At 67.2% G+C, this 12,587-nt stretch carries 10 protein-coding genes; 2 read left to right on the top strand and 8 right to left on the bottom strand.

The genetic code is table 11. The annotated features are described in order from the left end of the window. Window positions 1-7: 7 nt before the first annotated feature. The 7 genes from FAZ98_RS32410 to aroQ form a co-directional block, all read right to left on the bottom strand. Window positions 8-1,549, bottom strand: coding sequence for a CheR family methyltransferase (locus FAZ98_RS32410; protein ID WP_158957862.1), 1,542 nt, complete (start codon window positions 1,547-1,549; stop codon window positions 8-10). Continuing rightward, window positions 1,546-2,061, bottom strand: a complete 516-nt coding sequence (locus FAZ98_RS32405; RefSeq protein WP_158957860.1) for a chemotaxis protein CheW — start codon at window positions 2,059-2,061, stop codon at window positions 1,546-1,548. The genes FAZ98_RS32410 and FAZ98_RS32405 overlap by 4 nt, the downstream gene beginning before the upstream one ends. 54 nt (window positions 2,062-2,115) lie before the next feature. Next, the gene (locus tag FAZ98_RS32400; RefSeq protein WP_158957858.1) at window positions 2,116-3,789 is read right to left on the bottom strand and encodes a methyl-accepting chemotaxis protein; all 1,674 of its coding nucleotides are present in this window, start codon (window positions 3,787-3,789) and stop codon (window positions 2,116-2,118) included. 373 nt (window positions 3,790-4,162) lie between these two features. After that, window positions 4,163-4,831 (bottom strand): TetR/AcrR family transcriptional regulator, encoded by a 669-nt coding sequence (locus FAZ98_RS32395; RefSeq protein WP_158958667.1) that lies wholly within the window; start codon window positions 4,829-4,831, stop codon window positions 4,163-4,165. 244 nt (window positions 4,832-5,075) lie between these two features. After that, window positions 5,076-6,455, bottom strand: a complete 1,380-nt coding sequence (locus tag FAZ98_RS32390; protein ID WP_158957856.1) for an MFS transporter — start codon at window positions 6,453-6,455, stop codon at window positions 5,076-5,078. 55 nt (window positions 6,456-6,510) lie between these two features. Beyond that, a complete protein-coding gene (locus FAZ98_RS32385; protein ID WP_158957854.1) occupies window positions 6,511-7,416 on the bottom strand; it encodes a shikimate dehydrogenase in 906 nt (301 codons plus the stop codon). Beyond that, entirely contained in the window at window positions 7,413-7,868 is a 456-nt protein-coding gene (aroQ, locus tag FAZ98_RS32380; RefSeq protein WP_158957852.1) for a type II 3-dehydroquinate dehydratase, read from the bottom strand. Before aroQ ends, FAZ98_RS32385 begins: the two co-directional genes overlap by 4 nt. A gap of 294 nt (window positions 7,869-8,162) precedes the next feature. On the opposite strand from aroQ, the gene FAZ98_RS32375 reads away from it, so the two are divergent. Beyond that, window positions 8,163-10,076, top strand: coding sequence for a bifunctional sugar phosphate isomerase/epimerase/4-hydroxyphenylpyruvate dioxygenase family protein (locus tag FAZ98_RS32375; RefSeq protein WP_158958665.1), 1,914 nt, complete (start codon window positions 8,163-8,165; stop codon window positions 10,074-10,076). A 173-nt stretch (window positions 10,077-10,249) separates the two neighbouring features. Then, complete coding sequence (locus FAZ98_RS32370) at window positions 10,250-11,425, top strand: porin (RefSeq protein ID WP_158957850.1); 1,176 nt, start codon at window positions 10,250-10,252, stop codon at window positions 11,423-11,425. A gap of 134 nt (window positions 11,426-11,559) precedes the next feature. Here the strand turns inward: FAZ98_RS32370 and FAZ98_RS32365 are convergent, their stop codons facing one another. Then, window positions 11,560-12,570, bottom strand: coding sequence for a 2-hydroxyacid dehydrogenase (locus tag FAZ98_RS32365; protein WP_158957848.1), 1,011 nt, complete (start codon window positions 12,568-12,570; stop codon window positions 11,560-11,562). Between the last annotated feature and the right edge of the window lie 17 nt (window positions 12,571-12,587).

Below are 12,587 nucleotides of genomic sequence, written 5' to 3'. Positions count from 1 at the left end.
GAAGCGCTCAGACACGCGCGCCTCCCGGCTTGCCACCGTCGTAGCGTGGGTTGTCGCGTGGCTCCTGCGCGGCGCGTTCGGCGCGGCGCATCAGGCGGCGCGCGCCGTCGGCATCGCCCTGCACTTCGAGCAGCGCCGCGAGGTGCGTGAGCGCTTCGTAGTGCGCGGGTTCGAGATACACGGCCTTGCGATAGTGCGCGTGCGCGTCGGCGCTACGGCCCTGGGCGTCGGCGATGAGACCCAGCAGATACCAGGTGTCGGCGTTCTGCGCGAGGGTTTTGGCGGCTTCCTTCGCAAGGCGCTCGGCTTCGTCGAGCGCGCCGGCATCGGCAAGACGGCGGGCGTTGGCGAGCACCGCTTCCGAATTGTCGGACGCCGGTTTCGCCGCCGACGTTGCAGCGGTCGATGCCACCGCAGGCGTCAACGCGGGCACGACAGCCGCCGCGCGCGGCGCGGGCGTGCCGTGCAACGGCCGCAGCGTGAGCGGCGGCGGCGCGCTGCGGCGCGCGGGCGGTGTCGCAGGCACCGGCACGGTCAGCGTCGCGAACGCCGCGCCGGACGCCGTCGCCGCCTGCCCCGGCAGCGGCACGTTCAGCGAGAACGCCGGACGCGCCACGGCGCGCGCGCGCTTTGCCTCATCTGCGGCATCGCGCGCGGTATCACTCGCAAGCCGCGGCTCGGGCGCGCGAAATCCGAACGCGAGCGGAATGTACGCGGACGCCATCTCGTGCCGCATCATCAAACCCGTTTCCGCCGGGCCCACGAAAATCATGCCGCCCGCCGCCAGCCGCGCGCGCAGCAAACCGATCGCGCGATCCTGCGCGGCGCGGTCGAAATAGATCAGCACGTTGCGGCAATAGACGAAGTCGTAGCGCACCGGATGCGCCGCGAGCCAGTCGAACAGGTTCGCGCATTCGAAAGTCACGGCGCGCTGCACGGCGGCGGCGATGCGCCAGCCGTCCGGTGCGCTCGTGAAATAGCGCTCGCGAAACGCGAGGCCGTCGCCGCGAAACGCATTGCGGCCGTAGATGCCGCGCTCGGCCGCCGCGATCGACTGCGCGCTGATGTCGATCGCGTCGATGGCGAACTGACCGGGCGCGAGGCCCGCGTCGAACAAGGCCATGGCGGCGGAATACGGTTCCTCGCCCGTCGAGCACGGCGCGCTCAGCACGCGCACGATTTCGCCGGGCTGCGCTTCGAGCCGTTTCGCGCCGAGCCGCGCGAGCGCCGCGAACGCTTCGCGCTCGCGAAAGAACCACGTTTCGGGCACCACGAGCGCGTCGATGAGCGCCTGCCGCTCGGCGGGCGTGGTGGTGAGGCGCTGCCAGTAGGCGTCGCGCGCCCAGTCGGGCAACGCGGCCACGCTGGTCCATGCGCGGGTTGCTTCGGCATCCTGAGCTTCGGCCGATAGCGTCGCGACCGCGCGGGCCGCGAGCGCGCGCGAGAGCGCGTTCGGACCGAGCGATTCGGCCTCGATGCCGGTTTCCTCGAGCAGCCACGCGGCGAAGCGCGGGTCGGCCGGCGAGGCATGCAGCGTAGCCTGATTCATCGTGCCTCCCCGGCGCCGGCCGCCTGCCACGAGGGCGGCTCGGGATACAGCAGCGCGCGCACGCGCGCATCGAGCAGATGCGCGACCTTCACCCACTGCACGTAACCGTGTTCGTCGCGCGCGACCGGACCGAGCCAGCGCGCGTCGGGCGTGGCGATGCCGGCTTCGGCGAAGCGCTCGGCCGCGATCGTCTGGGTGCGCGTGGCGCCTTCGAGCAGCAGCGCGAGGCGGCGCGGCGCCGCATGGCGATCGGCATCGTCGAAATCGGCATATTCGTCGCGCAGATGCACGAGCACGAGCCGTGTCGACATCAACGCGCGCGCGGGACGCCCGAGCGCCAGCATCGGCAGGTCGACGACCGGCACCGGCGCGCCCTCGTGATCGATCACGCCCGCGATATACGCGGGCGTGCCCGGAAACGGCCGGGCGGGCGCGAGCGGCAGCACGTGCGCGATCTCGCGCGCATCGAGCGCATAACGCTCGCCGTCCAGCTCGAACATCAGGAACAGCATCGGCGCTCCGTCTCCGTTAGGGCTACGCGCGGCTGGCGTGACGTGCGGCCGCGCTCACGCCTCGACCTTGAAGCGCGAGACGCCCGTGCGCAGTTCGTTGGCGACCAGCGTGAGATTGTCGATGGCCTGCGACGACTGGCGCAGCGACTCCGCCGTCTGCTGCGCGGCCTCGGACAACTGCGTGAGCGCCTGGGTGATCTGCTCGGCGCTGGTGGCCTGCGCCTGCATGCCGTCGTTGACCATCTGGAAGCGCGGCGCGAGCGTCTGCACCGCACCGATGATCTGCGAAAGCTGCGCGCCCACGGCCTGCACGTCGTGCATGCCGCGCCGCACTTCCTCGGCGAACTTGTCCATGCCCATCACGCCCGCCGAGACCGCCGACTGGATTTCCTTCACGGTCTGCTCGATGTCGTAGGTCGCCACGGCCGTCTGGTCGGCGAGACGGCGGATTTCCGTCGCCACCACCGAGAAGCCGCGCCCGTATTCGCCGGCCTTCTCCGCTTCGATCGCCGCGTTCAGCGAGAGCAGATTGGTCTGGTCCGCCACCTTCGTGATGGTCGCCACGACCTGATTGATGCTCACGGCCTTCTCGTTGAGGATCGCGAGCTTGGCGTTCACCGAACCGGCCGCTTCCATCACGCTGCGCATGGTGTGTTCCATGTGCGTGAGGCCGCTCTGACTGGTCGTGGCGAGCGTGGCCGACTGCTCCGCGACCGTGGCCACTTCGCCCATGGTCGCGACGAGATCGCGCGCCGTGGCGAAAATCTCGCGCGACGTCGCGCCGATTTCCGTCGTGGTGGCGGCCGTTTCGCTCGCCGTGGCCTGCTGCTCCTTCGAGGTCGCCGCCACTTCCGCCACCGAGGTGGTCACCTGTAACGACGACTTTTGCGCTTGGGCCACGAGGCCGCCGAGTTCGTCGCTCATGCGGTTGAAACCGTCTTCGACAAGGCCGAATTCGTCGCGCCGGTTCAGTTGCAGCCGCAGGCCCAGCTTGCCCGTGCGCATGGCGTCATGGACGTCGACGAGACGAGCCATCGGCACCGTGATCGCGCGATACAGCAGGAAGCCGGTCACGAGCGCGGCGAGCAGCATGATCGCGAGCGCGGTCGCCACGGTGATTTCGGTGCCGGTCACGGCCGAGCGGATGTCCTGCGCCGAGACGATGGCCTGCTGCCGGTTTTCGTCGACGAGCGCATTGGCCTTGGCCAGCACGTCCGTCCAGACCGGACCGATCTGCAGGAAAGCGGCCTGCGCGGCCGGGCGCGACGTGCCCACCTGGCGCGCGACGGACTGCACCATCGGCAGATAGTGCGCGTAGGCCTCGCGGAAACGCCGGTATTGCTCGCGGTCTTCGGCGCGGAACAGCGAGCGCTCGTAATGGCTCGCGTTGCTTTCCACGCCCGCGATTGCCGTGGGCAGCGCGGCCACGTCGCGCGCGATGGCTTCCGGGTCGGATTCGACGAAAGCCGCGCGCTCCATCAGGCTGTAGGTCTGATTGGCCGAGGCGCGCATCGAGGTCGAATAGAACAGACCCGGCACGGAGTCGTGCGTGAGACTGAGCGCCTGGGCGTCGATACTGCGCAGGCGATCCCAGGAAACCACGGCCATCGCCAGCATCAGCACGAACAGCAGGCCGAAACTGAGCACGATGCGCGTGCCGAGAGTGAAGCGGCCGTGCGTCTGGCGCGGCAGGCCGGCTTGGCTGGAACGGGGCATGGCGGTGCTCATTACGCTTGGGACTCTCCGGTGACGGTGGGCGGCGCGGCGCGCGGCGGCACGGAACCTGTGAAAACGGCAACGATGGGATCTGGCCCGAATCGATCGCCCGCACTACGACGACGAAGCGACAGCAAAAATCTCGCCGCCCGCGCGGCCCCGCGCACAGACAGCGCGCGAAGCCCCGCCGCAAACGGGCTCCCGGGCGTAGTGTAATGCGTCCGCGTGTTTTGGGGACAGGGAAAAATGGCGAAAGCCCCATGGAATGGGGCTTTCAGGCAATTTTCAGATGAAATCCTGGGGAAACTCAGGGGTCGGCGGAGGGTAAAGTGCGGCGCGGCTGCAACACGCGCGCGGAACCTTCACCCAGCGCGCATCCCGGCGATCACTTCTTGACGAAGCGCAGCGCCGCGTCCACCACCATTTCGCGGTGCCGCGCGCGCAGGCGCGGATGCGACGGATCGCGCCCGAAGGCCGCACCAAACGTATGACGATTCCCGACGCGATGGAAGCACATCGAGCTGATCAGCAAGTGCAGATCGATCGGGTCGATATCTTCGCGGAACGCGCCCGCCGCCACGCCGCGCGCGAGCAGGTCCTCGATCGTGCGGATCACGCTCGCGTTACGCGTACGGAAGGTCTTGAGGCGCTCGATGAATTTGGCGCCGTGGATATTTTCGATGGTCACGAGGCGCACGAAGTCGCGATGCCGGTCGTGATAGTCGAAGGTGAATTCGACGAGCCGCCGCAAACCCTCTTCGGGCGGGAGTTCGTCGATATGCAGATCCTGCTCCAGCGCGCGAATGTCGCCGTAGACCTTGTCGAGCACCGCTTCGTACAGCCCTTCCTTGCTGCCGAAGTAGTAATACAACATGCGCTTGGTCGTATTGGTGCGCTCGGCGATCGCGTCCACGCGCGCGCCGGCGAGACCCATCGCCGAAAATTCGGCCGTGGCGACTTCGAGAATATTGCGCTTGGTCTGCTCGGGATCGTACTTGCGGCGGCTTTCGGATTGAGCGTCGTTGCGTTCGGCCGAAGCCGCCGGTCTTGCCATGTCGTTGTGGCCCGCAGCAGGAGGAAAAAGAATGCGGGCGATTCTAGCATGGCGGTCCCGGCGCCTCGGGAGGCGTCGCGCCGCAGCCAGCCGCCCGCGCGATCGTGACTTCTTGCCGCTGACTTGCTGCGTGTTTGCCGCTTTTAAACGCGAATTACCCGATGTATCGCCAGCCAATAGACCGCCTCAATCCGGCGCGGCGGGCATGACGCGCCGCAACAATCCGCGGCGCGCCCTGCCCGTTTTACAGCTCGATGCGCTCGATGTCGCCGACGATGAAGATGTACGACGCCGCGCCGATCAAGGCGATCACGCCGATGAACACCAGCGCCCAGACGAACGAGCCGGTTGCGCCCACGATCAGGCCGACCACGAGCGGCGTGACGATGCCGGCCAGATTCGCCGCGAGGTTGAAGATGCCACCCGTGAGGCCGAGCAGCCCGGCCGGCGCGATATCGGACACCAGCGTCCAACCCAGCGCAGCCATGCCTTGCGCGAAGAACGCCACCGAGAGAATGGCGATCACCGCCACGTTGCTTTCGACGAAGTTCGCCAGAATGATCGTCGAGGCGAGCAGCAGCCCGGCGATGATCGGCAGCTTGCGCGCCACGTTGGCCGAAATGCCGCGACGCAGCATCCAGTCGGAGAACGTGCCGCCGAACATCACGCCCACCGAGGCGGCAATGAACGGCATCACCGCGAAAAAGCCGATCTTAAGCCAGCCCATGTGGCGTTCGGTGGCGAGATAGGTCGGGAACCACGTCAGGAAAAACACCAGCGTGGAATTGCCCGCGAACTGGCCGAGACAGATGCCCGCGAGCTGCCGGCGGCGCACCAGAGCGCCCGCCAGACGCCAGTCGAAGCCCTTCTTGCGCGGCGTTTCCCCGCTTTTGGCGGCTTGCGCTTCGGCTTGCGCCTCGACCTTCTCGTGGCGCGCCAGACCGCCGCCCGCCTCGATGTAGTCGAGTTCGGCGCGATTCGCGGCCGGATGGTCGTGCGGTTCGCGATACAGGAACCACCAGACCACGCCGAACGCCACGCCCACCGCGCCCACCACATAGAACAGCGAGCGCCAGCCGTAGGCACCCATCAGCGCGAACAGCACGGGGCTGAAGAACGCGAGACCGATGTATTCGCCGACGGTGTAGGTGCCCGTCGCGAACGCCCGCTCGCTTTGCGGGAACCACGTGGCGACCACGCGGCTATTGGTCGGGAAGCACGGCGATTCGGCCGCGCCCAGCCCGAGCCGGCACGCGAGCAGCGCGCCCACGCCGCCCACGAAACCCTGCACGAGCGTGCAGAGCGACCACAGCGTCATGGAGAGCCAGTAGGTGAACTTGCTGCCGAAGCGGTCGAGAAACACGCCGCCCGGAATCTGCGCGACCACGTAGCTCCACGAGAACGCCGAAAACACGAGGCCCATGATCGCGGCGTTGATGCCGAGTTCCTTGGTCAGTTGCGGCGCGGCAATGCCGAGCACGGTGCGATCGAGGTAATTGATCATCGTGCCGATCGCCAGCAGACCGAGGATGCGGTAACGCACCTTCGTACGCCGCACGGCGCCGGCGGCGGCGGCCGCGTTGAGGGCCTGCGCGTCGCCGCGACCCGGGGATGCTTGTGCCATTTCTGTCTCCAAAGCAGCTGGATAGACCGGAGCGCTCGCCCCGGCGTCCCTTTTGTTATTCGCCGGCGTTGGCCGCCAGCATGGATTGCAGATGCGCGTACACGCGCTCCGCATCGGGTTCGACGCCCGTGAACAGCTGGAAAGCGTCGACAGCCTGATACACCGCCATGCCGCCGCCGGAAAGCGTGCGGCAGCCGAGCGCCTCGGCCGCTTCGAGCAGCGCCGTGCGGATCGGGAAATACACGATGTCGGCGACCCACAGCCGCGCGTGCAGATACTCGGCGGGCAGCGGCAGGCCGGGCAGCTTGGCCATGCCGGTGGGCGTGGCGTGGATCAGGCCGGTGGCGGTTTCGAGCGTGGCGCGCAGATCGCCGCCCGCGCGCACGCGCGCGGCGGGAAAGCGTGCCTGCAACTCGTCGGCGAGCGCTTGCGCGCGGTTCGCATCGACATCGAACAGCGTGAGCGCCTGCGCCCCCATGGCGAGCGCCGCGTGCGCGACGGCCGCACCCGCGCCGCCCGCGCCCAGTTGCACGACGGCTTCGAGCGAGACGTCGGGCAGGCCGCGCTGGAACGCGCGCGAGAAGCCGGACCAGTCGGTGTTATGGCCGATGCGCTGGCCGTCGCGGAACAACACCGTGTTCACGGCGCCGAGCGCGCGGGCGTCGTCGGAGAGTTCGTCGAGCAGCGGGATGATGGCCTGCTTGCACGGATAGGTGATGTTCAACCCGTCGAAGCCCATGCGCTGCGCGCCGTCGAGCAAGTCGGGCAACGCGGCGGGCGTGAGCTTGAGCGCGTCCAGATCGATACGTCGATACACGAGGTTGAAGCCGAGTTCGCGGCCCTCTTTCTCGTGCATCGCGGGCGTGAGCGAGCCGCCGATACCCGTGCCGATCAGGCCGCACAGGAAAGAATGCGCCGTGGCGCGCGCGCCCAGAGGATTGCCCGGTTGGTTCGCGCTCATTTCGCCACCTTCTTCGCGAGCACCGTGGCCATGCGTTCGAGCGCGAGCACGTAACCCTGCGTGCCGCAGCCGACGAGGATCGCCTCGGCGATCGGCGAGATATACGAATGGTGCCGGAACGCTTCGCGCTTGTGCACGTTCGAGATATGGACCTCGATCACCGGTTTGGCGACGCCCACGATCGCATCGGCGATGGCGACCGAGGTGTGCGTGTACGCGCCCGGATTGATGACGATGCCGTCGAACTGCGTGCGGCATTCGTGAATCCAGTCGATCAGTTGATGTTCGGCATTCGACTGGCGGCAATCCACCCGCAGATTCAGACGCGCGGCCGCGTCGCGGCACATCTGTTCGACATCGCTCAGGGTTTCGGCGCCGTAGATCGCGGGTTCCCGCGTTCCCAGCAAGTTGAGGTTCGGCCCGTTGAGGACCAGCACCGACGGCAATTGCATCACTCACACTCCACGACAGCTTGAAGACCGGTACGGCACATGCGCCTCACATCGACAATGATCTGGCGCAGACACTCCGCAATCTGGCCGCCAGTGTGCCGCGACCCGGTGCCGCGGTCACCTGGGGTTTGCCAGAATTTGTACTAACTAGTTAGTTTGGCGTATTCTTCGCACACTCCAGCGGCATCCTCGTATGACAGCAGCACGCACCTACGGGCCGCCGCCGGAGCCTCGTTCAATACCGAAGCCCGTGCAATGTCCATGTCCAAGCCGCTTGCCGCCCCCTCTCACGCGCTGCGCCGCTCGATCGCCACGGTGTCGGTCAGCGGCACGCTCGCGGAGAAGTTCGCCGCGATCCGCGCCGCCGGTTTCGACGCCGTCGAGATCTTTGAAAACGATCTGCTGTATTTCGAAGGCTCGCCCGCCGACGTGCGCCACATGGCCGCCGACCTCGGGCTCGACATCGTGCTGTATCAGCCGTTTCGCGATTTCGACGGCGTACCGGCCGAGCGCCTCGCGCGCAACGTCGAGCGCGTGAAGCGCAAGTTCGACGTCATGCAGCAGCTCGGCACCGACCGCCTGCTGGTGTGCAGCAACGTCTCGCCGGACATGATCTGCGACGACGCGCTGCTCGCCGAACAACTCGCCGTGCTCGCCCGCGCGGCCGGCGACGCGGGCGTGACCATCTGTTATGAAGCGCTTGCATGGGGCCGCCACGTGCGCACCTTCGGCCACGCGTGGAAGCTCGTGAATACGGTGAATCACCGCAATCTCACGCTTGCGCTCGACAGTTTCCACACGCTCTCGCTCGACGACGCGCCCGACGGTATCGCCGCGATTCCAGGCGACCGGATCGGTTTCGTGCAGATCGCCGACGCGCCGCGCATGCAGATGGACGTGCTCGAATGGAGCCGCCACTACCGCTGCTTTCCGGGCCAGGGCGACTTCGCGCTCGCCGATTTCACGGCGCAGGTGGTGAAAAGCGGCTACAAGGGGCCGCTTTCGCTCGAAATCTTTAACGACGGCTTTCGCGGCGCGCCGCCCGCCGCCACGGCCGCGGACGGCTATCGCTCGCTGCTGCTGCTCGAAGAGCGCACGCGCGACGCGTTGCAAGCCGAAGGCGTCGCCGCGCCCGCGCTCTGGCATGCGCCGGCCGCGCCCGCGAATGCGCAGTGGCAATTCCTCGAATTCGCCGTCGACGATACGGCGCGCGCGCAAGTCGCGAACTGGCTCGACAAACTGCATTTCCGCCGCGCGGGCCAGCATCGCTCCAAAGACGTCACGCTCTATCAGCACGGCACGGCCGCGATCGTGCTCAATGCCGAGCCGGATTCGTTCGCAGGCGCGTTTTTTCAGCGCCACGGGCTCTCGCTGTGCGCTTCGGCGTTTCGTGTCGACGATGCGGCGCTCGCGCTCGAACGCGCCGCGGGCTTCGGCTATCAACCGTTCTCGGGACGCGTGGGGCCGAACGAGCGCGTGGTGCCCGCGGTGCAAGGTCCGGACGGCAGTCTTAACTACTTCGTTAACGAGCAGCCCGGCCAGCCAACCCTGTTCGAAGCCGACTTTTCGCTCACCGATATCGACGGCCCCGTCGAAGTGGGCCCCATCACGGGCATCGATCACGTGAGCCTTTCGCTGCCCGCCGGTTCGTTCGACGCGTGGGTGCTGTTCCTCAAGTCGGTGTTCGGCCTCGACGCGGGCGCGGCCGTGCTGCTGCCCGATCCGTACGGACTCGTGCGCAGTCGCGCCCTGTTCAGTCAGAACCGCGCATTGCGCATGGTGCTCAACGCTTCGCTCGACCAGCACACGGCCGCCGCCGAAACGGTGCGCGCGTATCACGGCACGGGCTTGAATCACGTGGCGTTCGGCACCAGCGACATCTTCCGCGCGGTAACGGAATTCGAAGCGGCGGGCGTGCCGCTGCTGCGCGTGCCCGCGAACTATTACGACGATCTCGACGCGCGCTTCGCGCTCGACCCCTCGTTTCTCGATTCGCTGCGCCAGCACAACCTGCTCTACGACCGCGACGAGCGCGGCGGCGAGTTCCTGCACGCGTACACGGAAACGCTCGATCAGCGTTTCTTCCTCGAACTCGTGGAGCGCCGCAACGGCTACGACGGCTACGGTGCGCCGAACGCCGCCGTGCGGCTCGCGGCGCAGGCGCGTCAGCGCGCGCTCGCGGCACGCCACGGCGGCGAGGAAGCGTAAGCGCGCGAGCCGGTGAAAGGCAGTCACGCATCAACGCATTGCGGTAACGATAAAAGCAGTCGCTTCTCGCAACCGGCGCGCTCGCGCGCCACCCGACGCCGGATGAGGACACTCGCGCGGCGTCGCCATAACTACACGATAAGCAGTACGGATCTCAACGGAGACACACGACGATGAAGAAAGCAGGCCTTGGTCTTGGCACGTTCCTCGCAACCGGCGCCGCCCTCGTGGCAAGCCCCGCGTTCGCGCAAAGCAGCGTGACCCTCTATGGCGCGGTCGACGACGCCATCACTTACGTCAACAACCAGAAGGGCCACTCGAACGTCTATCTGCGTCAGGGCAACCTGTATGCGTCGAAGTTCGGCCTGCAAGGCAAGGAAGATCTCGGCGGCGGCACGTTTGCGATCTTCGATCTGCAGAACGGCTTCGATCCGAACTCGGGCGCGCTCTCGTCGAGCGGCCTGATCTTCAATCGCCAGGCCTACGTGGGCCTGCAGAACAAGCAGTTCGGCCAGGTCACGGCCGGCCGCCAGTACACGCCGTACTACCAGTTCGTCGGGCCGCTCACGGGCAGCAACTGGCTCACGGGCGCGACGGGCGCGCATCCGGGCGATATCGACGGTCTCGACACGACCGTGCGCATCAACAATTCGCTGATCTACACCTCGCCCACGTGGTACGGCCTGCAAGCGAGCGCGATGTACGCGTTCGGCGGCATTGCGGGCAGCACGGGCAAGGGGCAGACGTGGAGCGCGGCGCTGCGCTACGCCAATGGGCCGTTCACCTTGGGCGCCGGCTATCTGCGCATGGACAACGTGCAGTCGACCACGACCGCGTTCGATTCGACTTCGACGGGCAGCTTCGGCACCTCGTCGCTCAATACCGGCTATGTGTCGGCGAACGCGGTGCAGCACGTGGCCGTGGCGGGCAACTACGCGCTCGGCAATTTCACGCTGGGCGCCTCGTATTCGAACGTCGAATACATCGCGGGCGGCAAGTCGATCTTCCATACCACGGCCGTGTTCAACACGTGGGCCGCGCTCGCCGTGTACCGCTTCACGCCGGCCTTCGACGTGGGCGGCGGCTTCGCTTACACGCTCGCCTCGCAGGCCAATGGCGTGACGAGCGCCGCGCGCTATCAGCAGTATTCGCTCAAGGAGTCGTACCACCTCTCGAAGCGCACGACGCTGTACGCGCTGCAGGCCTACCAGCACGCGAGCGGCCAGACGCTCAGCGCGACGGGCACGGTCATCAACGCCGCGCCCGCGGTGGGCGATTCGCAAAACTCGACGCCTTCGTCCACGCGCTCGCAGTTCGTGGGCATGGCGGGCATCGCGTTCCTGTTCTGACGCGCGGCTTCGACTGACGCGCGCTGTCGCGATCCGCGCGAGCGCGCGGGCTTTCACGCCGCCTTCACGGACGCGCGAACGTTGCTTTCAAGCTCGCGCGTGCGCGATCACCGGCTTACCCGCACCGCGTCACGTCACGGCTTGCGCTCCATCACCGCGGTGATCTCGTTCGTCAACGGCTGGCCGGTTTCGAACTCGGTGATGCTGCGCAGCGTGGTTTCGCAGATGGTGGACACGGCCTCGCGCGTGAGAAACGCCTGGTGGCCCGTGACGATCACGTTGGGGAACGTCATCAGGCGTTGCAGCACGTCGTCGTCGACGATCGTGCCCGAGAGGTCGCGGAAGAACACGCCCGCCTCCTGCTCATACACGTCGATGGCGAGGCCGCCCAACTGGCCGCTCTTCAACGCGTCGATCACGGCTTCGGTGTCCACCAGCCCGCCCCGGCTCGTGTTGATGAGCAGCGAGCCGCGCTTCGCGCGCGCGAGCGTTTGCGCGCCGATGATGTGATAGGTCTGCGGCGTGAGCGGGCAATGCAGCGAGACGATGTCGGCGTTCGCACCGATCTCGCCGGCGTCCGCGTAACGCGCGCCCAGCGCCTCGAATTCCGGCGAGCGATACGCGTCGTAGCCGATCACGTTGCAGCCGAAGCCCAGCATGATGCGCGCGAACACGCGGCCGATCTTGCCCGTGCCGATTACCGCCACGGTCTTGCCGCACAGATCGAAACCCATCAGCCCGTCGAGCGCGAAATTGAAGTCGCGCGTGCGGTTGTAGGCGCGATGGACCTTGCGGTTCACGGCCATCAGCAGCGCGACCGCGTGCTCCGCGACCGAATTGGGCGAGTAGTCGACCACGCGCACGACCTTGATGCCGAGGTCGGCGGCCGCTTGCAGGTCGACGTTGTTGAAGCCCGTGCAGCGCAGCGCCACGAGCTGCGTGCCGCCGCGCGCGAGCGCTTCGAGCACGGGTGCGTCGGCGACATCATTCACGAACACGCAGATGCCGCGATGCCCCGCCGCCAGATCGACGGTCTCCGCGTTGAGCGGGTCGTCGAAGTACTTGAGCCGATGACGGCGATCCGCATTCGCCGCGTCGAGAAACTGCCGATCGTAAGGCTTTGCGCTGAATACGGCGATATCCATTCCCTTCTCTCCTGCAA

The sequence above is a fragment of the Paraburkholderia acidisoli genome, from assembly GCF_009789675.1.
Taxonomy (GTDB): domain Bacteria; phylum Pseudomonadota; class Gammaproteobacteria; order Burkholderiales; family Burkholderiaceae; genus Paraburkholderia; species Paraburkholderia acidisoli.
The sequence above is the reverse complement of the archived record's forward strand: the minus strand, read 5'-3'. Positions and strand labels throughout refer to the sequence as shown.

Excerpts from the sequence above, each read along its gene's own strand:
- FAZ98_RS32400 (WP_158957858.1), bottom strand. The coding sequence starts at position 3,789 with ATGAGCACCGCCATGCCCCGTTCCAGCCAAGCCGGCCTGCCGCGCCAG.
- FAZ98_RS32365 (WP_158957848.1), bottom strand. The coding sequence starts at position 12,570 with ATGGATATCGCCGTATTCAGCGCAAAGCCTTACGATCGGCAGTTTCTC.
- FAZ98_RS32405 (WP_158957860.1), bottom strand. The coding sequence starts at position 2,061 with ATGCTGTTCCTGATGTTCGAGCTGGACGGCGAGCGTTATGCGCTCGAT.
- FAZ98_RS32410 (WP_158957862.1), bottom strand. The coding sequence starts at position 1,549 with ATGAATCAGGCTACGCTGCATGCCTCGCCGGCCGACCCGCGCTTCGCC.
- aroQ (WP_158957852.1), bottom strand. The coding sequence starts at position 7,868 with ATGCAATTGCCGTCGGTGCTGGTCCTCAACGGGCCGAACCTCAACTTG.
- FAZ98_RS32385 (WP_158957854.1), bottom strand. The coding sequence starts at position 7,416 with ATGAGCGCGAACCAACCGGGCAATCCTCTGGGCGCGCGCGCCACGGCG.
- FAZ98_RS32395 (WP_158958667.1), bottom strand. The coding sequence starts at position 4,831 with ATGGCAAGACCGGCGGCTTCGGCCGAACGCAACGACGCTCAATCCGAA.
- FAZ98_RS32370 (WP_158957850.1), top strand. The coding sequence starts at position 10,250 with ATGAAGAAAGCAGGCCTTGGTCTTGGCACGTTCCTCGCAACCGGCGCC.
- FAZ98_RS32390 (WP_158957856.1), bottom strand. The coding sequence starts at position 6,455 with ATGGCACAAGCATCCCCGGGTCGCGGCGACGCGCAGGCCCTCAACGCG.